The organism is Pseudomonas sp. NPDC087697 (assembly GCF_044743155.1).
Classification (GTDB): domain Bacteria; phylum Pseudomonadota; class Gammaproteobacteria; order Pseudomonadales; family Pseudomonadaceae; genus Aquipseudomonas.
Window position 1 is genome coordinate 25,047 of the sequence record NZ_JBIUVW010000007.1, and the last position, 19,520, is coordinate 44,566.

General features: G+C 56.9%; 14 protein-coding genes, 4 tRNA genes and 1 pseudogene. 15 read left to right on the top strand and 4 right to left on the bottom strand.

Features of this window, described 5'->3' with window-relative positions:
• Positions 1 to 133: 133 nt before the first annotated feature.
• Positions 134 to 529 (top strand): hypothetical protein, encoded by a 396-nt coding sequence (locus ACIPIN_RS07470; protein WP_401117121.1) that lies wholly within the window; start codon positions 134 to 136, stop codon positions 527 to 529.
• Between the two features lie 288 nt (positions 530 to 817).
• On the opposite strand, the gene folD is transcribed toward ACIPIN_RS07470, so the two are convergent.
• A complete protein-coding gene (gene folD / locus ACIPIN_RS07475; protein WP_401117123.1) occupies positions 818 to 1,672 on the bottom strand; it encodes a bifunctional methylenetetrahydrofolate dehydrogenase/methenyltetrahydrofolate cyclohydrolase FolD in 855 nt (284 codons plus the stop codon).
• A gap of 280 nt (positions 1,673 to 1,952) precedes the next feature.
• Here folD and ACIPIN_RS07480 point away from each other — a divergent pair.
• From ACIPIN_RS07480 to ACIPIN_RS07525, 10 genes and pseudogenes are all read left to right on the top strand, one after another.
• Positions 1,953 to 2,029 (top strand) — tRNA-Arg (locus tag ACIPIN_RS07480).
• A gap of 40 nt (positions 2,030 to 2,069) precedes the next feature.
• Positions 2,070 to 2,145: transfer RNA gene (locus ACIPIN_RS07485), tRNA-His, on the top strand.
• 56 nt (positions 2,146 to 2,201) lie between these two features.
• Positions 2,202 to 2,286, top strand: a tRNA-Leu gene (locus tag ACIPIN_RS07490).
• Between the two features lie 454 nt (positions 2,287 to 2,740).
• Positions 2,741 to 4,051: a trigger factor gene (gene tig, locus ACIPIN_RS07495; protein WP_103316154.1), complete on the top strand. Its 1,311-nt coding sequence runs from the start codon at positions 2,741 to 2,743 to the stop codon at positions 4,049 to 4,051.
• Between the two features lie 92 nt (positions 4,052 to 4,143).
• Complete coding sequence (clpP, locus tag ACIPIN_RS07500; RefSeq protein ID WP_019692758.1) at positions 4,144 to 4,785, top strand: ATP-dependent Clp endopeptidase proteolytic subunit ClpP; 642 nt, start codon at positions 4,144 to 4,146, stop codon at positions 4,783 to 4,785.
• Between the two features lie 106 nt (positions 4,786 to 4,891).
• Positions 4,892 to 6,175 (top strand): annotated as a pseudogene (clpX, locus tag ACIPIN_RS07505) (ATP-dependent Clp protease ATP-binding subunit ClpX).
• A 197-nt stretch (positions 6,176 to 6,372) separates the two neighbouring features.
• Positions 6,373 to 8,769 (top strand): endopeptidase La, encoded by a 2,397-nt coding sequence (gene lon, locus ACIPIN_RS07510; RefSeq protein WP_401117125.1) that lies wholly within the window; start codon positions 6,373 to 6,375, stop codon positions 8,767 to 8,769.
• A gap of 147 nt (positions 8,770 to 8,916) precedes the next feature.
• Positions 8,917 to 9,189 carry an HU family DNA-binding protein gene (locus ACIPIN_RS07515; protein WP_002552737.1) on the top strand — a complete coding sequence of 91 codons (273 nt, stop codon included), beginning with the start codon at positions 8,917 to 8,919 and terminating at the stop codon, positions 9,187 to 9,189.
• Positions 9,190 to 9,242: 53 nt separating this feature from the next.
• Positions 9,243 to 9,319, top strand: a tRNA-Asp gene (locus ACIPIN_RS07520).
• Positions 9,320 to 9,420: 101 nt separating this feature from the next.
• Complete coding sequence (locus ACIPIN_RS07525; RefSeq protein WP_401117126.1) at positions 9,421 to 11,280, top strand: SurA N-terminal domain-containing protein; 1,860 nt, start codon at positions 9,421 to 9,423, stop codon at positions 11,278 to 11,280.
• A 71-nt stretch (positions 11,281 to 11,351) separates the two neighbouring features.
• Here ACIPIN_RS07525 and ACIPIN_RS07530 read toward each other — a convergent pair whose 3' ends face one another.
• Positions 11,352 to 12,557 (bottom strand): MFS transporter, encoded by a 1,206-nt coding sequence (locus ACIPIN_RS07530; RefSeq protein WP_401117128.1) that lies wholly within the window; start codon positions 12,555 to 12,557, stop codon positions 11,352 to 11,354.
• Between the two features lie 124 nt (positions 12,558 to 12,681).
• Here ACIPIN_RS07530 and ACIPIN_RS07535 point away from each other — a divergent pair, with 124 nt between their 5' ends.
• The 3 genes from ACIPIN_RS07535 to ACIPIN_RS07545 all read left to right on the top strand — a co-directional run bounded on the left by ACIPIN_RS07535 (position 12,682) and on the right by ACIPIN_RS07545 (position 14,886).
• Positions 12,682 to 13,581, top strand: coding sequence for a LysR family transcriptional regulator (locus tag ACIPIN_RS07535; RefSeq protein ID WP_401117129.1), 900 nt, complete (start codon positions 12,682 to 12,684; stop codon positions 13,579 to 13,581).
• 91 nt (positions 13,582 to 13,672) lie between these two features.
• Positions 13,673 to 14,554: a DUF2242 domain-containing protein gene (locus tag ACIPIN_RS07540; RefSeq protein ID WP_401117131.1), complete on the top strand. Its 882-nt coding sequence runs from the start codon at positions 13,673 to 13,675 to the stop codon at positions 14,552 to 14,554.
• Positions 14,555 to 14,703: 149 nt separating this feature from the next.
• Entirely contained in the window at positions 14,704 to 14,886 is a 183-nt protein-coding gene (locus ACIPIN_RS07545) for a hypothetical protein (RefSeq protein ID WP_401117133.1), read from the top strand.
• A 59-nt stretch (positions 14,887 to 14,945) separates the two neighbouring features.
• Here the strand turns inward: ACIPIN_RS07545 and ACIPIN_RS07550 are convergent, their stop codons facing one another.
• A complete protein-coding gene (locus ACIPIN_RS07550) occupies positions 14,946 to 15,986 on the bottom strand; it encodes an AraC family transcriptional regulator (protein ID WP_401117135.1) in 1,041 nt (346 codons plus the stop codon).
• 3 nt (positions 15,987 to 15,989) lie between these two features.
• Entirely contained in the window at positions 15,990 to 17,120 is a 1,131-nt protein-coding gene (locus ACIPIN_RS07555) for a carbon-nitrogen hydrolase family protein (RefSeq protein WP_401117136.1), read from the bottom strand.
• Positions 17,121 to 17,330: 210 nt separating this feature from the next.
• Between ACIPIN_RS07555 and ACIPIN_RS07560 the strand changes: the two genes are divergently transcribed.
• A complete protein-coding gene (locus ACIPIN_RS07560) occupies positions 17,331 to 19,370 on the top strand; it encodes an FAD-dependent oxidoreductase (RefSeq protein ID WP_401117138.1) in 2,040 nt (679 codons plus the stop codon).
• Positions 19,371 to 19,520 lie beyond the last annotated feature (150 nt).

The following is a 19,520-nucleotide window of genomic DNA, read 5'->3' on the forward strand; positions in this document are numbered from 1 at the left end:
AGCCTATGGAAAGGCGTGGATGTGCGCTGTCCGGACACCTCATGCTTCTCCCCTAAGCGAGCACGCGCCCAGGTGTCGATGGTTCAAGCGGCTTGACAACGCTAAAGACAACTTACACAAAAGGAATAGTGTGATGAACTCAGTAGATGTTTTGATTGTTGTCGATGTCGAGGGCGCTCTGGCATCAGGCAATCTCCAGGATAATGTGTACCTGATAGACAGTAATAAACACGTCGGCTCGGGTAATGAGGGTCAGGCGGAGCTTTATACGGTGTGTAAGGCTGGGCAATACATTAACTGGACCGTAGCGCCTGTCTCTCCTTCCAGTGATGTAGAGATCTATGCTTTCACGGGTCAGATGGTCAACGATGGTATTTGCGTACCTCAGTCAGTGACCAGTCCGTCAGGTAATTACTGGCAGGGTCGGGTCGAACCGCATGGTTTTACTGGAGATCAGCAGTACTCGGCAACACTTATAATGGATGGGAAGCAGATGAACTTCGATCCATTCTTGAGGATTACAAAGTAGTGTCTGAAGAGATGCCATGATCTAAATGAAGTTGTTGGTGTGAACTCCTTTATTTCAAGGCAACGTGTTCAGCTGACTTAGTGCAACACGAAAGAAAAAACCCGGCCATGGCGTCGGGTTTTTTTATGCCTGTACGTCCTTTCAGCGCTTGTGGATCTTGATAGGGTCAGTGATTGTATCGCTGCTGATGTGAACGCCCCGGCCTGATGCCGGAGGTTTTGTTGCCATAAAAAAAAGAACCCCGCCAATTGGCGGGGTTCTGGTTTGTGCTGCAGAACAAACCTTGACTCAGCCGTGCAGGGTTTCCGCTGCGTACAGCGTGTTTTCCAGCAGGCAGGCGCGGGTCATCGGGCCGACACCGCCAGGTACTGGAGTAATCCAGCCGGCGCGGGGCAGGGCGGTTTCATAAACCACATCGCCTACCAGCTTGCCGTCTTCCTGGCGGTTGATGCCGACGTCGATGACGATGGCGCCGTCCTTGATCCACTCGCCTTTAACCAGGCCAGGTTTGCCGGCGGCGACTACGACCAGATCGGCGCGACCGACGTGGCCGGCCAGATCCTTGGTGAAGCGGTGGGTCACGGTCACGGTGCAACCGGCCAGCAGCAATTCCATCGCCATCGGACGACCGACGATATTGGAAGCGCCGACGATCACTGCATCCATCCCGTAAAGATCGGCACCTGTGCTTTCCAGCAAGGTCATGATGCCTTTAGGGGTGCACGGGCGCAGCAGAGGGATGCGTTGTGCCAGGCGGCCGACGTTATAAGGATGGAAACCATCCACGTCTTTATCCGGACGAATGCGCTCCAGCAGTTTGGACGCGTCCAGGTGCTCAGGCAGAGGAAGCTGCAGCAGCACGCCATCGATATTCGGGTCGTCATTAAGACGGTCGATCAGATCGGTCAGGGCTTGCTGGGTGGTTTCGGAGGGCAGGTCATAGGCTTGGGAGAGGAAGCCGACCTCTTCACAGTCTTTACGCTTGTGCGAGACATAAACCTGAGAGGCGGGATCGCTGCCGACCAGGATCACCGCGAGGCCGGGCGTGCGCAGACCTTGCTGGCGACGCTCGGCGACACGTTTGGCGATCTGCTGGCGCAGGCTGGCGGCGATCGATTTGCCGTCGATTAGTTGTGCAGTCATTGCGCGTGATTAACCATCGAGAGGGGGAAGAAAAGAGAACGCATTCTCGCATGTCAGGACGTGAGGGCAAAGGCGCTTGGTCTGCAAATTCCCCTAAGCCCTTTAATTAAATGAATTTTTTTCAAAAAAGAGTTGACGACCTTCAGGCTCACCTATAACATTCGTCGCACTTGTCGGGCACAGCCTAGCACTGGTTAAGAAGGTCGAGCAGAGTTGATGTCTAATTCGGTGAGACTGAAAGCACTTAGTTTGTAATCGTCCAAGAATACAGATTAACAAGGCGCCCGTAGCTCAGCTGGATAGAGCATCCGCCTTCTAAGCGGATGGTCGCAGGTTCGAGTCCTGCCGGGTGCGCCATTAGGCAGCTTTGGCACAAGTAACGCAACATGGCAATATGGTGGGCGTAGCTCAGTTGGTAGAGCACGGGATTGTGACTCCCGTTGTCGAGGGTTCGATCCCCTTCGTCCACCCCATATTTAGAAAGGCGCCAGATTAATAATCTGGCGCCTTTGCTTTAAAAGCTTGATACGCGGATGTGGTGGAATTGGTAGACACACTGGATTTAGGTTCCAGCGCCGCAAGGTGTGAGAGTTCGAGTCTCTCCGTCCGCACCAGTTAAGTCGCTATGTTAATAGCAGAAAACGGCGCAGAACCTGAAAGGGTCTGCGCCGTTTTTGTTTCAGTCGGCCGTGGTTTTCCATGCGGCCGCAGATTTTGTGCTGGTAGGGTGCTCGGTTCGTCGACAACGTGTTTCTCTCGATAATGTGTTTCTCGATGATGCCCGATATGCCCGTCGGTCTCCTTGTGAGATCGGCAGTCAGGGATGTGACTGCTGGATCCTTCTTGCTTATATATAGAAGGTGAGAAGGGTTGGCGCAGAGCCCTGGCGTGATTCGCTGTATTTGCTCCCATGGCGAGGCTCAACCGCTTGTCCCCGCCGATAAATTGCCTGCTGCTTTTTTACCCGTTTTCAGTAGGGTGACTTCTTGAGTTTGACCCACTAGAATGCATGCCCTTGATTCTGGGGTCGGAAACGGCCGGCTAACGTCTGTGCAACGAGGAATATCCATGCAAGTTTCTGTTGAAAATACTTCTGCTCTTGAGCGCCGCATGAGCATCACCGTGCCAGCTGAGCGCATTGAGACTCAAGTCAACAAGCGTCTGCAGCAGACTGCCCAAAAGGCCAAAATTGCAGGCTTCCGTCCTGGCAAAGTGCCAATGAGCGTGATCCGTCAGCGTTATGAAGCTGATGCGCGTCAGGAAGCTGTAGGCGATGTGATCCAGGCTTCTTTCTACGAAGCTATTGTCGAGCAAAAGCTGAACCCGGCTGGCGCTCCTTCGGTAGAGCCTAAAGTCCTGGAGAAGGGCAAGGATCTGGAATTCGTTGCAACGTTCGAAGTGTTCCCTGAGTTCACCGTTGCCGGCTTCGAATCCATCGCTGTCGAGCGCCTGAGCGCTGACGTGGCGGACGCCGATCTGGACAAAATGCTGGAAATCCTGCGCAAGCAGAACGTTCGTTTTGAAATTGCCGATCGTGCCGCTCAGAACGAAGACCAACTGAACATCGATTTCGTTGGCAAGGTTGACGGTGAAGTGTTCGCTGGTGGTTCCGCCAAGGGCACTCAGCTGGTTCTGGGTTCCGGTCGCATGATCCCTGGCTTCGAAGAAGGCCTGGTTGGCGCTAAAGCGGGCGAAGAACGCGTTCTGAACCTGACCTTCCCTGAGAACTATCAGAACCTGGACCTGGCTAACAAAGCAGCCGAGTTCACCGTGACTGTAAACACTGTTTCCGAGCCGAAACTGCCTGAATTGACTGAAGAATTCTTCGCTCAGTTCGGTATCAAAGAGTCTGGCATCGACGGATTCCGCACCGAAGTTCGTAAGAACATGGAGCGCGAGCTGCGTCAGGCGATCAAATCCAAGGTCAAGAATCAGGTGATGGACGGTCTGCTGGCTGCCAACCCGATCGAAGTGCCAAAGGCTCTGCTGTCCAACGAGGTTGATCGTCTGCGCGTTCAGGCTGTTCAGCAGTTCGGTGGCAATATCAAGCCTGATCAACTGCCGGCCGAGCTGTTCGAAGAACAAGCCAAGCGTCGCGTTGTGCTGGGTCTGGTGGTTGCTGAGGTGGTCAAGCAATACGACCTCAAGCCTGACGAAACCCGCGTTCGCGAGCTGATTCAGGAAATGGCTTCGGCTTATCAGGAGCCTGAGCAAGTCGTGTCCTGGTACTACAAGAACGACCAGCAACTGAACGAAGTCCGTTCGGTTGTGCTGGAAGAGCAAGTTGTGGATACTGTTCTGCAGAAAGCTAGCGTGACCGACAAATCGGTCTCTTACGAAGAAGCGGTCAAGCCGGTAGAAGCTCCACAAGCCGACTGATTGTTTTTGCGTTAGAAGCACACACCATAAGCCAGCTTTCGAGCTGGCTTATGCGTATTCAAGACATAACTATTTGGGAGTGACTGCGAGACATGTCCCGCAATTCTTATTATCAGCAGAGCTCTGACATCCAGGCCGCAGGTGGTCTGGTCCCGATGGTTATCGAGCAGTCCGCCCGTGGCGAACGTGCCTATGATATCTATTCGCGCCTCCTCAAGGAGCGAGTGATTTTCCTTGTCGGCCCGGTAGAAGACTACATGGCCAACCTGGTCGCGGCGCAACTGCTGTTCCTTGAAGCGGAAAATCCGGACAAGGACATCCATCTTTACATCAACTCACCAGGCGGTTCGGTGACTGCGGGCATGTCGATCTACGACACCATGCAGTTCATCAAACCTGACGTTTCCACCACCTGTATCGGTCAGGCCTGCAGCATGGGTGCTTTCCTGCTTGCCGGTGGTGCTGCTGGCAAGCGTTACTGCCTGCCGAACTCGCGCATGATGATTCACCAGCCATTGGGCGGTTTCCAGGGTCAGGCGTCGGACATCGACATCCATGCCAAGGAAATCCTCCATATTCGTTCGCGCCTGAACTCGTTGTTGGCTCATCACACTGGTCAGAGCCTCGAAACCATTGAGCGCGACACCGAACGTGACAACTTCATGAGCGCAGAGCGTGCGGCTGAATACGGCCTGATCGACTCCGTGATCGACAAACGTAAAATGCCCGCCTAAGCAGCTCAAATGCAGGTGGTTGGTTTAACTGGCCACCAGCGGGCTTGAAAAAGCCCGCAATTGCCTTCATCTTGTGTTGCAAGCCTATCGGATTTGGATCGATCGAATGACTGACACCCGCAACGGCGAGGACAACGGCAAGCTGCTCTATTGCTCCTTCTGTGGCAAAAGCCAGCATGAAGTGCGTAAATTGATTGACTGCCCCTAGGTCTTTATCTGCGACGAGTGCGTCGACCTGTGCAACGACATCATCCGCGAGGAGGTGCAGGAAGCACAGGCCGAAAGCAGCGCGCATAAATTGCCTTCGCCTAAAGAAATCAGCGGCATCCTTGATCAGTACGTGATTGGTCAGGAGCGTGCGAAAAAGGTTTTGGCCGTAGCGGTGTATAACCACTACAAACGCCTCAACCAGCGTGACAAAAAGAATGACGATGTCGAACTCGGCAAAAGCAACATCTTGCTGATCGGCCCTACAGGCTCGGGTAAAACCCTGCTTGCTGAAACTCTGGCCCGTTTGCTGAATGTGCCTTTCACCATCGCTGACGCAACCACCCTCACCGAGGCGGGTTACGTAGGTGAAGACGTTGAAAACATCATTCAGAAACTGTTGCAGAAGTGCGATTACGACGTAGAAAAAGCTCAAATGGGCATCGTCTACATCGATGAAATCGACAAGATTTCGCGCAAGTCTGACAACCCGTCGATCACCCGGGACGTTTCCGGTGAAGGCGTGCAGCAGGCTCTGCTCAAGTTGATCGAAGGTACGGTCGCTTCCGTTCCGCCTCAAGGTGGTCGCAAGCACCCGCAGCAGGAATTCCTTCAGGTCGACACCCGTAACATCCTGTTCATCTGCGGCGGTGCGTTCTCCGGTCTGGAAAAGGTTATTCAAAACCGTTCCACCCGTGGCGGTATTGGCTTCAACGCAGAAGTTCGCAGCAAGGAAGAAGGCAAGAAGGTGGGTGAGTCCCTGCGTGAAGTCGAGCCTGACGATCTGGTCAAGTTCGGTCTGATCCCGGAATTCGTCGGTCGTCTGCCGGTTCTTGCGACGCTGGACGAGCTCGACGAGGCTGCTCTGATGCAGATCCTCACCGAGCCGAAAAATGCTTTGACCAAACAGTATGCCAAGCTGTTCGAGATGGAAGGTGTTGACCTGGAGTTCCGGGCCGATGCACTGAAATCGGTCGCCAAGCGCGCACTGGAACGTAAAACAGGTGCTCGTGGATTGCGGTCGATCCTCGAAGGTGTACTGCTCGACACTATGTATGAAATCCCCTCGCAGTCCGAGGTGAGTAAAGTAGTGATCGATGAAAGCGTTATAGAAGGCAAGTCCAAGCCACTGTATATCTACGAAAACAGTGAGCCGGCTGCCAAGGCGGCGCCAGACGCGTAAGCGTCGCACTGCTGGATTAAAGAAGGGGCCTTCGGGCCCCTTTGCTTTTGTAGGAGCTGCCGCAGGTTCGGGCCGAATTCGGACGATCTTTTAAGTGGTTTTTTAATCAGCTTGTTTTTTTCGAAAGCAGCCCCCATCTTGGTTTCAAGCTTACTTCCATCTGTTTCCGGCCTTATGGCCGCCGTAGAGGCGAAATCATGAAGACAACCATCGAATTGCCTCTCCTGCCATTGCGTGATGTTGTGGTTTATCCGCACATGGTTATCCCGCTGTTCGTGGGGCGCGAGAAATCTATCGAAGCCCTCGAGGCCGCGATGACGGGCGACAAGCAGATCCTTCTGCTGGCTCAGAGAAACCCTGCTGACGACGATCCCGGTGAAGACGCACTTTATCGCGTAGGTACTATCGCGACGGTTCTGCAGCTGCTCAAGCTGCCTGACGGCACGGTCAAAGTGCTGGTTGAGGGCGAACAGCGTGGTGCGGTCGAGCGTTTCAGTGAAGTCGACGGCCATTGCCGTGCCGAGGTTTCGCTGATTGACGAAGTCGACGCTCCCGAGCGCGAGTCGGAAGTGTTTGTCCGCAGTTTGCTGTCGCAATTTGAACAATACGTTCAGTTGGGCAAGAAGGTTCCGGCTGAAGTCCTGTCGTCGCTCAACAGCATCGATGAGCCAAGTCGCCTGGTCGATACCATGGCCGCGCACATGGCGCTGAAGATCGAGCAGAAGCAGGAAATCCTCGAAATCATCGATTTGTCGGCCCGGGTCGAGCACGTTCTGGCATTGCTGGACGCCGAGATCGATCTGCTGCAAGTCGAAAAACGCATTCGTGGCCGCGTCAAAAAGCAAATGGAGCGCAGCCAGCGTGAGTACTACCTGAATGAGCAGATGAAGGCCATTCAGAAAGAGTTGGGCGATAGCGAAGAAGGCCATAACGAAGTCGAAGAGCTGAAAAAACGCATCGATGCCGCAGGCTTGCCAAAAGACGCGCTGATCAAGGCCCAGGCCGAGCTGAACAAGCTGAAGCAAATGTCGCCAATGTCTGCCGAAGCGACGGTTGTGCGCTCCTACCTCGACTGGCTGGTTCAGGTGCCGTGGAAGGCTCAAAGCAAGGTTCGTCTGGATCTTGCGCGCGCAGAAGACATTCTCGACGCCGACCACTATGGTCTGGAAGAAGTCAAAGAGCGGATTCTCGAATACCTCGCCGTGCAAAAACGCGTGAAGAAAATTCGCGGCCCGGTTTTGTGCCTGGTCGGTCCTCCTGGGGTTGGTAAAACCTCCCTGGCGGAGTCGATTGCCCACGCAACCAATCGCAAATTTGTACGCATGGCCCTCGGCGGTGTACGCGATGAGGCGGAAATTCGTGGTCATCGCCGGACTTATATCGGTTCGATGCCAGGAAGATTGATTCAAAAGATGACAAAGGTTGGCGTGCGCAACCCACTTTTCTTGCTCGACGAAATCGACAAGATGGGCAGCGACATGCGTGGCGATCCGGCGTCGGCTTTGCTGGAAGTACTCGATCCTGAGCAGAACCACAATTTCAACGATCACTATCTGGAAGTCGACTACGACCTGTCCGATGTGATGTTCCTTTGCACGTCGAACTCGATGAACATTCCGCCGGCGCTGCTCGACCGGATGGAAGTGATTCGTCTGCCGGGTTACACCGAAGACGAGAAGATCAACATTGCCGTCAAATACCTTTCGCCCAAGCAGATTCAGGCCAACGGCTTGAAAAAAGGCGAGCTGGAATTCGACGCCGAGGCGATCCGCGACATCATTCGTTACTACACCCGTGAAGCCGGTGTACGTGGGCTTGAGCGCCAGATTGCCAAGGTTTGCCGCAAGACGGTCAAAGAGCATGCGATGGAAAAACGCTTCTCGGTGAAGGTCACTGCCGAGCTGCTGGAACACTTCCTTGGCGTGCGTAAGTTCCGCTACGGCCTGGCCGAGCAACAAGACCAGATCGGTCAAGTGACGGGCCTGGCCTGGACTCAGGTGGGCGGCGAGTTGCTGACCATCGAAGCCGCGGTTGTGCCGGGCAAAGGTCAGTTGATCAAGACCGGTTCGCTGGGCGATGTCATGGTCGAATCGATCACCGCTGCGCTGACGGTTGTTCGCAGCCGCGCGAAAAGCCTGGGGATCCCGCTGGACTTCCACGAAAAACGCGACACCCACATCCACATGCCGGAAGGGGCGACGCCCAAAGACGGTCCTAGTGCGGGTGTAGGCATGTGCACGGCACTGGTGTCAGCTTTGACCGGGATTCCTGTGCGCGCTGATGTTGCCATGACCGGCGAAATCACCTTGCGCGGCCAGGTGCTGGCGATCGGTGGTCTTAAGGAAAAACTGCTGGCGGCACACCGCGGCGGAATCAAGACTGTGATCATTCCTGAAGAGAACGTTCGCGATTTGAAGGAAATTCCTGACAATATCAAGCAAGATCTTCAGATTAAACCGGTTAAATGGATTGACGAAGTCCTGCAAATTGCGCTGCAATACGCGCCGGAGCCCTTGCCGGATGTGGCTCCCGAGATAGTTGCAAAGGATGAGAAACGCGAGTCTGACTCTAAGGAAAGAATTAGCACGCACTAGTACGTATTAGCCTGGGGGGCTTCCTTGACAGCTTTTTAGAGCCCTTGTTATAAAGCGGCTCTTAAGTGTCTGTAGGCCATTCAGCACTCGTTTTTGCTTTTACCAAAAAACTTAGAATCATCTCAAATAGATATAAGGGGACTTAGAGTGAACAAGTCGGAACTGATTGATGCTATCGCTGCATCCGCTGATATCCCGAAAGCCGCTGCTGGCCGTGCGCTGGACGCTGTAATCGAATCCGTCACTGGCGCTCTCAAGGCTGGCGACTCTGTTGTTCTGGTTGGTTTCGGTACTTTTTCCGTAACAGATCGTCCAGCTCGCATTGGTCGTAACCCACAGACCGGTAAGACGCTGGAAATCGCAGCAGCCAAAAAACCAGGTTTCAAAGCCGGTAAAGCACTGAAAGAAGCTGTTAACTAAGCCTCACTCGGTTTTTTGCCTATCCGGGTCGGGGTCATTCCTGACTTGGCAGCGGAGCGGTAGTTCAGTCGGTTAGAATACCGGCCTGTCACGCCGGGGGTCGCGGGTTCGAGCCCCGTCCGCTCCGCCAGTTACGAGAAGGCGCATCCTCGGATGCGCCTTTCTTCTATCCGGATTCTACCCACGCTCCACGGTTGCCTAAATTGAAGTTCAACCGTTTCTGGGGGACGCATGCTGCAGAATATCAGGGACAATTCACAAGGCTGGATTGCCAAGACCATTATCGGGGTCATCGTTGCACTGATGGCTTTGACCGGTTTCGACGCCATCTTCAAGGCCACTACCCACCGCAATGATGCGGCCAAGGTCAATGGTGAAGAAATCAGCCAGAACGAGCTGAGTCAGGCGGTTGATATGCAACGCCGTCAGCTCATGCAACAGCTGGGCAAGGATTTCGATGCTTCCTTGCTTGATGAAAAAATGCTGCGCGAAGCCGCTCTGAAAGGGCTGATCGACCGCAAACTGTTGCTGCAAGGCGCAGAAAAATCGAAATTCGCTTTCTCCGAAGCAGCACTGGACCAAGTGATCCTGCAAACGCCTGAATTCCAGGTCGACGGCAAGTTCAGTACTGAGCGTTTCGACCAGGTGATCCGTCAGTTGGGCTACAGCCGTATGCAGTTCCGCCAGATGCTGGCTCAGGAAATGCTGATCGGCCAACTGCGTGCCGGTCTGGCAGGTAGCGGTTTCGTCACCGATGCACAGGTGCAGGCTTTCGCTCGTCTGGAAAAACAGACCCGCGATTTCGCGACCCTGAACGTCAAGGCAGATCCTGCTGCGGTGAAACTGACCGACGAAGAGGTCAAGGCTTACTACGACGAACACGCCAAAGAGTTCATGACGCCGGATCAGGTGGTCATCGATTACCTCGAGTTGAAGAAGGCTTCCTTCTTTGATCAGGTCGCCGTCAAGGACGAAGACCTGCAAGCGCTGTATCAGAAAGAAACCGCGAACCTGGCCGAACAACGCCGGGCTGCGCACATTCTGATCGAAGTGAATGACAAGGTGAACGAGGCGCAAGCCAAGGCGAAGATCGAAGAGGTCCAGGCGCGCCTGGCCAAAGGTGAGAGATTTGAGGCCCTGGCCAAGGAGTTCTCGCAGGATCCAGGTTCGGCAGCCAATGGCGGTGACCTCGGTTACGCTGGCCCAGGCGTTTACGATCCGGTCTTTGAGAAAGCACTGTATGCGTTGAACAAGGATCAGGTATCGGCTCCGGTGCGCACTGATTTCGGTTTCCACCTGATCAAGCTGTTGGGTGTTGAAGCACCTCAAGTGCCAAGCTTCGCCAGCCTGAAAGACAAGCTGACCAAGGAACTGAAAACCCAGCAGGTCGAGCAGCGCTTTGTTGACGCGACCAAGCAGTTGGAAGACTCCTCGTTCGAAGCCTCCGATCTGGCTCAACCGGCTCAGGACCTGAAACTGACCGTTCACACGTCCGCGCCGTTTGGCCGTGAAGGTGGCGAAGGTATCGCGGCCAACCGTGCCGTGGTCACTGCAGCATTCAGCCCGGAAGTACTGGATGAAGGTGCCAACAGCACCGGCATCGAGCTGGATCCGGAAACTGTCGTGGTGCTGCGTGCCAAAGAGCATCGCAAGCCTGAACAGTTGCCGCTGGAAAGCGTCGCTGCGAGCATCCGTGTGCAATTGACCAAGGAGCACGCCAGTGCTGCTGCCAAGACCAAGGCTGATGAGCTGATCGCCAGTCTGCGTGATGGCAAGACACCGGTCGCAAGCCAAAGCTGGAAAGTCACCAATGCGGCGACTCGTGCTCAGGAAGGGGTTGACCCAACCGTGCTGCAAGCGTTGTTCCGTATGCCAAAGCCTGCCGCGAAGGACAAGCCGACATTCAGCAGCGTGACCCTGACCGATGGTAGTCTGGTGATCGTACGTCTGAACGGTGTGAACGAAGCCGCTGCTCCTTCTGAAGAAGAGAAGGCTCAGTATCGTCGTTTCCTTGCGTCGCGCATTGGCCAGCAAGACTTTGCTGCCTATCGCAAGCAGCTGGAAAGCCAGGCGGACATCAAGCGTTACTGATGCCTGACTGACTCCGTTGGTTGTAAACAAAGACCCTGGCCGAAAGGCCGGGGTCTTTTGTTTTGTGCGGTTCAAGGGGTGGCCGGGAAGCCATGGCGCCGAGCGTTCAATGCCACCAGCAGGCTTAACACCACCAAACCGCTGACAACCCACGGGAATGCCATCACCCCGAGGCTTTCCAGCAACATACCGCCCGCCAGACCTCCACCGGCAATCCCCAGATTCCACATCGTCACCAGCATCGACTGCGCGGTGTCCGCCGAGTCGCCTGCGGTTTTCGCCAGGGCGGTTTGCAGCAGCGTCGCCAGTCCGCCAAAGGCCAGTCCCCAGATCACGACCGATCCGTAGATCACTGCCGGTGAGCCGCTGCGAAAGGCCAGGATCAGCGCGGACAAGGTAAATAGCCCGCAACTGATCAGCACCAGCTCGCGTAACCAGCGATCAATCAACAGGCCGACGATCCAGATGCTCAGCAGCGCAGCGAGGCCAAACACCAGCAGCACCTGATCGGTTTGTCCGGCGAGGCCGGCGGGTTGCAGGAAGGGCGCTATGTAGGTGTAGAGAATGTTATGGGCCAGCACATAGGCGAACGTCACCAACAGCACGGCTTTTAAACCCGGCAGGGCGATGACCTTTCGCACCGGTAAGCGTTTTTCGGCACTTTGGCCGGCAAAGTCCGGGATTTGCCAGCGCACCCAGGCGACCAGCAACACCGTCAGTCCGGTCATGATGGCGAAGCTTGAACGCCAGCCTGCGACCGTCCCGAGAAAGGTCCCGGCGGGAACGCCCAGGGATAGCGCCAGCGGCGCTCCAAGCATCGCCACGGCAATCGCTCGGCCTTGTAGGTGCGGCGCAACCATTCGGCTGGCGTAACCGGCCAGCAGCGCCCAGAGCAATCCGGCAAAGACCCCGGCAAACAAGCGTGCCAGTAATGTCAGCCAATAGTTGTCGGACAGCGCAGTGACACTGTTGACGAGGGCGAAGCCACCAATTGCAATCAGCAGCAACGGGCGCCGGCGCCAGCCTTGGGTGGCGACGGTCAGGGGAATGGCCGCCAGCAGCGAGCCGATGGCGTACAGCGTGACCAGTTGACCGATCAACGCTTGCGAGACGCCCAGGTCTTCACTCATTTGCGGTAGCAGGCCGGCGGGTAGCGCTTCGGTCATGACCGTAATGAAGCCGGCAGAGGCCAGTGCCAGCAGCCCGCCGATTGGAAGTCGTTCGGCGCGGCGCAGGTCAGCCGCCAATAGCGGCGTGGTCAGTTCAGGTTCGTTCATGTGCTCAGGTCCGTATCAGAGGTTATGACTACGGAGCCAAGGGTAGGGCGCTGCGCCTTACGGAAAAACAGGCTAAGGTTCCGAACTTATAGGACGTGGATGTCCGTAATGTTGGGAGTGTGTGATGGACAGCCTGGGCAGTATTTCGGTGTTTGTGCAGGTTGCGGACACCCGCAGTTTTACCGAGGCCGGGCGCCTGCTGGGTGTTTCTTCATCGGCAGTCGGCAAAAGCGTTGCGCGACTTGAAGAGCGTTTGGCGGTTCGTCTGTTCCACCGCAGTACGCGCAGCATCACCCTGACCGCCGAAGGTGCGCTGTATCTGGAGCGTTGCCGCAGGATTCTGGCTGAGGTCGAGGCCGCTGAGTTCGAATTGTGCAGTGCGGCCAGCGCGCCTCGGGGCAAACTGCGCATTAGCGTGCCGCAGGTTCACGGGTTGGTGATGCCGGTACTCACCGAGTTCATGCGACTTTATCCAGACATCGAACTGGACGTCGACCTGTCCGATCGCATGGTCGATGTGGTCGAAGAAGGATTCGACGCGGTGATACGCACCGGCAATCCGAAGGACTCGCGCTTGATGGCGCGTCAATTGGGGCGTTTCCGATTGGTGTTGGTGGCAACGCCCGAATACTTCGCCGGGCAGGGTGTACCGCGTACTGTGGAGGATCTCGCCGGGCATGCCTGCCTGCGCCATACCCTCCACGCCACTGGCAAGCTGGAACCCTGGCCGTTGCGGCGACTGGTGGATGGCAGCGAACCGCTGTTGCCGACGCGGTTTGTCACTACCTCCATTGAAGCCGTGCACCATGTGGTACAACAAGGGCTAGGGATTGCCTGCCTGCCGGATTTCATGGTCCGCGAGGCTGTGGAGCAGGGGCGCTTGCAGCGAGTGTTGGATGAATGCCTTGAGTACAGCGGAACGTTCTGGATGCTTTGGCCATCCAGTCGCCACGCGGCGGCCAAGTTGCGGGTATTCATCGATCATCTGTGCGTACGACTTTTTCCGGTAAACGATGGTCAGTAGACTTGTAACGTTTACAAGACACTAATCCATGCGCCGTTCCGGGGTGATCTGTTGCACAATACACCCCGGATCGTTTTCTTCAGGATGTTCAATGTTCAAATCATTCCACGTGCGTGCCGCCGGGCTGGCGTTGGTACTGGCAGCCGCAGCCGGTTGCGCCAAGGACCAGGCTATCTATGAGCATGAAAATTTCGATGATTCCGGGACGTTTTCACGCAAATACCCGGTTACCGATGTCGCTTCCTGCGAGGCCGCTCGTCGGGCATTGTTGAGCCAGGGCTACATCATCACCAGCACTGACCCGAAACTGATCAGCGGTCACAAGAGTTTTCAGCAGACCGGCGACACGCATATGGAGATCAGCTTCAACGTGGTTTGCGCCGAAGACAGCAAGCATCACGCGACGATGTTTGCCAATGCCTTGCAGGACCGCTATGCGTTGAAGAAAACCAACAACTCCGCCAGCCTCGGCGTCGGTGTGTTGGGCTCGGTGTCGATGCCGATTGGTTCTTCCGATGACTCGATGGTCAAGGTTGCCAGTGAAACCGTGTCGTCCGGAAAGTTCTACGAGCGGTTTTTCACGCTGGTAGAGCTGTTCCTCCCGCCTGATGCGAAGAAAGAGGCGCATATCGTCGAGAAGCCAAAGACCGATCTGGGTGTGCCTGAACCCACGCCAGCCCCTGCAGCGCCAGCACCTGCTCCCGCAGCGACGCCAGCGCCAACTCCAGCGCCTGTCGTACCAGCGGCGGCCGAGCCGGTGACGGCTGCACCAGCGCCAGCGGTGAGTGCGCCGATAGAGCCGGTCTCTGCCGCATCGGCGCCTGTGGCGTCAGCGCCTGCGGCGTCGTCGATTGCACCTGCGAGCAATGTCGAGCCGACACCGGCCTCTGAAGTCATCACGCCACCGGCGAATTCGAGCTCGTTGCCGGCGCCGACCGAGCCGATTCCGGCACTGCCATCGTCCGGCAAGTAATCTGAAGTCGAGCGCTGCGGGGGCGAATCCCGCGGCGTTTGTTCGGAATCATCTGCGCCACCCGAGGCTGATTTTCTTCAGCTTTTATTCAAAGTCTCCCGTGATAAATTCTTGAGTGCCTGCTACGTTTTATTAGCAGGATCGCTTCTGTGTGCCCGCGTCATTTTTCTTTCATGCGGGCACTTTATGCTGATGGCGAAGGTCATTGGTACAGTGGTTTTAACTCGACTCAAAAGGACATCTCAATGGACGATTATCAAGAAGAGCTGCTCGAATACCAGGCGTTTGAACTGGACCCACTGGAACCAGCCGAAGACGCCACAGAGTTGTAGAAGAGCAGCTGACAGCCACAAGCTTTCAGCTTCAAGCTTGGAGCTCGAAACTTGCCGCTTTAAGCTGATTTCCGGTGACTGCGACGGAATTCGCCAGGCGTCTGGTTGTTCCAGCGTTTGAAGGCGCGTTGAAAGGCTTCGGCCGAGGCAAAACCCAGCAGGTAGGCGATCTCACCAAAGGCCAGTTCCGTGTCACGGATGTAGGTCATGGCCAGATCGCGGCGGGTGTCGTTGAGAATGGCGCGAAATTGCGTGCCTTCTTCGGCGAGCTTGCGACGTAAGGTCCAGGTCGGCAGCTTCAGGCGTGCCGCCACTTCTTCCAGGTCGGGTTCGCGACCACCATTGAGCAAAGGCCCCAGCAACTGAGTGATGCGTTCACGCAGGCTGCGGGTGCGGGTCAATTGCTCCAGTTCCCGTTCACACAATTGCAGCAGATGTCGCCAGGTACTCGGGCAGTGCTCGGGGTTGCGCAGCGCCAGACTGGCCTGACTCAGCCTGAGTTGATTATGCTCGGCGCCAAACTGGATCGGGCAGTCGCCCAGCAGCGCGTAACGCTCGCGGTAATCCGGCTCGGCGAACTCGATGTCGATGCGTTCGGCGCGCAGCGGCTCAGGGCTCAGGCTGGACAACTGCTGCAGCCAGCCTGCGATAATCGAATCCACCACAAAGCGGTTATAGGCGTTGTACGGGCTGATGGAGTAGAACCGCAGCCATGCACCTTGCGCATCCTCATGGAAACTCGACTGACCGCGGTAGTTGGAGCCGTACAAGGCTTCGAAGCGAATCAGGCAGCGCGCTGCTTCGCGCACGGTTGGCGCCTGAGCGGCAGTGACCCCGGCGAGCCCGGTCTGGCTGAGGCGGCTGAGTTGACCCATGCGCAGGCCCAGCGCCGGGTCGCCGGTCAGTTGAATCGCCGCGTGGCCCAGGCGCATATAGCGCGGAATCGACAGCCGAGCTCCGGCTTCGGCCAACCGCGCCGGGTCGAGACCGTATTGTTCCAGCAGCGGTTGTGGGTCCAGACCGTGGCTGCGTACTGCGTCAGCCAGGCTATGGACGAAGCCGACCGACAAATCCCCGAGGCGCATCGGTTGAGGTTTCATCGCTTACAACCAGAGGTTCAGCAAACGTGCACCGCGGGCTTCGCGGTCGGCGAAGTGCTGGCCGTTGCTGCTGAGAAAGCTTTGGCCGGCGCAGCCCTGATCCCAGAATTGCCCGCGCAGGAACACGCTGACACCGGCGCTGGCCTGACTGACCGGGCGCTGACTGGTCAGCGTCAGGCGATGCCAGGCTTGGCCTTCGCTGAGCTCGCCGGGTTTGACGCCGATTTCACTCGGGGTTGATGGCCCCTTGTCACCACGCCAGGGTTTGTCCCAGGTATTTCGGCCGATGACAAAGGCAGGCACGGCGATCAACTGAGCGCCCTGATCGTTGAGTTTTCGATAGTTGTCCGGATACCAGCTGTCGTTGCCGATCAATACGCCCAGACGTCCGGCCGGAGTGTCGATGACGTTGATCACTTGATCGGCGCTTGGCTGGATGAAGGCCTGTTCATCGAAGGCCGGGCTCAGTTGACGCTGTGGCTGGCCGATCGGCAAGCCATCGCGACCGAACACCAGACTGCTGTTGTACAGCGCGCCACGGCCGATTTTCAGCGTTCCGTCGCTGACACTGGGCTCGGGCAACACAATGCTGCCCGCCACCAGGGTGACGCCGAACTCTTTGGCCAGCCCACCGAACAGTGCCTGGTACTGTTTGGCCATGCTTTTGGCTTTCATGCGCACATATGCGTCATCCAGGCGGCTGTCGCCCTTGGCGCTGATCAACGCACGCGAAAAGGACAGAGGATTACTCACCGCCAGCCAGTTCATGGCTTCGTCCCGTGTGCTGGCCTGATACAGCTCGTCTTTCTCACCGCTGACCATCAACCAGGTACCAATGTGTTCCGGCAGCACGACGATGGTTTTTTCGTTCAGCAGGCCCTGTTCGTGAGCCTGCTGCAAATAGGCTGCGAGCTTGCGGTGCAGGTGCTCGGGGCTTTGATAGTCAGTGGGAAACAGTTCGGGCTGAATGCCCAGCAGGTTGCCACGGTCGGCCGGAACGCCTTGGTCAACGGCGAGTTTGATGCGCAGGTCCGAGAGGTAATGGCCTTCCGGGCGATCAGCGGTCCACATCGCGTACGCGGCGATGACGGCGATCAACGCCATGGAAGCGGTCAGGTAAAGAAGTTTGCGCATGGGAAAACAGTAAGCGGCCGTGTGCAGGGTTCGCCGACTAGGGTAGGCCCCATGCCGACGAATGCCAAGAGGTGCTGCGCGTTTGGATCAATAAGTTGTCAGTTACGGTCATTGAGCGATGACGGACCTGCTCTTAGTCTGTGGCACATAACTGATGGGTGCCAAAGAGCGCCCGCACTTTTTTCGTGATTGTTCGTTGTGGAGCTACCGATGACCGCCGCTCATTACCCGCACCTGTTGGCCCCGCTGGATCTGGGTTTTACCACGCTGCGCAACCGTACCCTGATGGGCTCGATGCACACCGGTCTTGAGGAAAAGCCTGGCGGTTTCGAACGCATGGCGGCGTACTTCGCCGAGCGTGCTCGCGGCGGGGTTGGCCTGATGGTCACCGGCGGAATTGGCCCGAACGATGAGGGAGGGGTGTACTCCGGCGCCGCCAAGCTGACCACTGTCGATGAGGCGCTCAAGCACCAGATCGTCACCCGTGCGGTGCACGAGGCGGGTGGCAAGATCTGCATGCAGATCCTCCACGCCGGGCGTTATGCCTATAGCCCGAAACAGGTTGCGCCGAGTGCGATCCAGGCACCGATCAACCCGTTCAAGCCCAAAGAGCTGGACGAGGAAGGCATCGAGAAGCAGATCAGTGACTTCGTCACCTGTTCGACCCTGGCGCAAACAGCCGAGTACGACGGCGTCGAGATCATGGGCTCCGAAGGTTATTTCATTAACCAGTTCCTCGCTGCCCACACCAACCACCGTACCGACCGTTGGGGCGGCAGCTACGAAAACCGTATGCGCCTGCCGGTGGAAATCGTTCGTCGCGTACGCGAAGCGGTCGGTCCGAATTTCATCATTATCTTCCGTCTGTCGATGCTCGATCTAGTGGAAGGTGGCAGTAGCTGGGAAGAAATCGTTCAGTTGGCCAAGGCCATCGAAAAAGCGGGCGCGACCATCATCAACACCGGGATCGGCTGGCACGAAGCGCGGATTCCGACCATTGCCACCAAGGTTCCACGTGCCGCGTTCAGCAAGGTCACGGCCAAGTTGCGTGGGGAAGTCGGTATTCCGCTGATCACCACCAACCGCATCAACACCCCGGAAGTGGCTGAGCAGATCCTCGCTGAAGGCGATGCCGACATGGTGTCGATGGCGCGGCCGTTCCTCGCCGACCCGGAGTTCGTCAACAAGGCCGCTGCCGGTCGCGGTGATGAAATCAACACCTGCATTGGTTGCAACCAGGCCTGTCTGGACCACACCTTCGGCGGCAAATTGACCTCGTGTCTGGTGAACCCGCGGGCGTGCCATGAAACCGAGCTCAACTACTTGCCGGTGCAGCAGATCAAGAAAATCGCCGTGGTCGGTGCCGGTCCTGCGGGTTTGTCCGCGGCAACCGTGGCCGCCGAGCGTGGACATCAAGTGACGCTGTTCGATTCCGCCAGTGAAATTGGTGGCCAGTTCAACGTTGCCAAGCGTGTACCGGGCAAGGAAGAGTTTTTCGAAACCTTGCGCTACTTCAAACGCAAGCTGCAGACCACGAATGTCGAGGTGTGCCTGAACACGCGGGTCGATGTCGCGCAACTGGTGGACGGCGGTTATGACGAGGTGATTCTGGCCACCGGGATTGCGCCGCGTGTGCCGGCGATTCCGGGCGTCGAGAATGCCAAAGTGTTGAGCTACCTGGACGTGATCCTGGAGCGCAAACCGGTCGGCAAGAACGTCGCGGTGATCGGCGCCGGCGGTATCGGTTTTGACGTCTCGGAATTCCTCGTGCATCAAGGCGTTGCCACCAGCCAGGACCGTGAAGCGTTCTGGAAAGAGTGGGGTATCGATACTCACCTGCAGGCCCGCGGCGGTGTCGCCGGGATCAAGGCCGAACCGCACGCGCCTGCACGCCAGGTGTTCCTGTTACAGCGCAAGAAATCCAAGGTCGGCGACGGTCTGGGCAAAACCACTGGCTGGATTCACCGCACGGGGCTGAAGAATAAGCACGTACAGATGCTCAACAGCGTCGAGTACCTGAAAATCGATGATGAAGGCCTGCATATCCGAATCGGTGAAACCGGTGAACCGCAGGTGCTGCCGGTGGACAACATTGTGATCTGCGCTGGACAGGATCCCTTGCGCGAATTGCACGATGGCCTGGTAGCGGCCGGGCAGAACGTGCATTTGATCGGTGGTGCGGACGTGGCGGCGGAGCTGGATGCCAAACGCGCAATCAACCAGGGTTCGCGTCTGGCTGCTGAGCTCTGATAGTGACAGCAGGTTAAGCGTGCCAATGGCCATCGCGAGCAAGCTCGCTCCCACAGGTTCTGTGTTGTTCACCAAATGGTGGTTCAACTCTGAACCCCTGTGGGAGCGGGCTTGCCCGCGAAGGCGTTCTATCTGCTGCTAAGATGCTGG

Coding starts and splice junctions, on each gene's coding strand:
- clpP (WP_019692758.1), top strand. CDS start 4,144: ATGTCCCGCAATTCTTATTATCAGCAGAGCTCTGACATCCAGGCCGCA.
- ACIPIN_RS07540 (WP_401117131.1), top strand. CDS start 13,673: ATGTTCAAATCATTCCACGTGCGTGCCGCCGGGCTGGCGTTGGTACTG.
- ACIPIN_RS07560 (WP_401117138.1), top strand. CDS start 17,331: ATGACCGCCGCTCATTACCCGCACCTGTTGGCCCCGCTGGATCTGGGT.
- tig (WP_103316154.1), top strand. CDS start 2,741: ATGCAAGTTTCTGTTGAAAATACTTCTGCTCTTGAGCGCCGCATGAGC.
- ACIPIN_RS07535 (WP_401117129.1), top strand. CDS start 12,682: ATGGACAGCCTGGGCAGTATTTCGGTGTTTGTGCAGGTTGCGGACACC.
- folD (WP_401117123.1), bottom strand. CDS start 1,672: ATGACTGCACAACTAATCGACGGCAAATCGATCGCCGCCAGCCTGCGC.
- lon (WP_401117125.1), top strand. CDS start 6,373: ATGAAGACAACCATCGAATTGCCTCTCCTGCCATTGCGTGATGTTGTG.
- ACIPIN_RS07530 (WP_401117128.1), bottom strand. CDS start 12,557: ATGAACGAACCTGAACTGACCACGCCGCTATTGGCGGCTGACCTGCGC.
- ACIPIN_RS07525 (WP_401117126.1), top strand. CDS start 9,421: ATGCTGCAGAATATCAGGGACAATTCACAAGGCTGGATTGCCAAGACC.
- ACIPIN_RS07550 (WP_401117135.1), bottom strand. CDS start 15,986: ATGAAACCTCAACCGATGCGCCTCGGGGATTTGTCGGTCGGCTTCGTC.
- ACIPIN_RS07470 (WP_401117121.1), top strand. CDS start 134: ATGAACTCAGTAGATGTTTTGATTGTTGTCGATGTCGAGGGCGCTCTG.
- ACIPIN_RS07555 (WP_401117136.1), bottom strand. CDS start 17,120: ATGCGCAAACTTCTTTACCTGACCGCTTCCATGGCGTTGATCGCCGTC.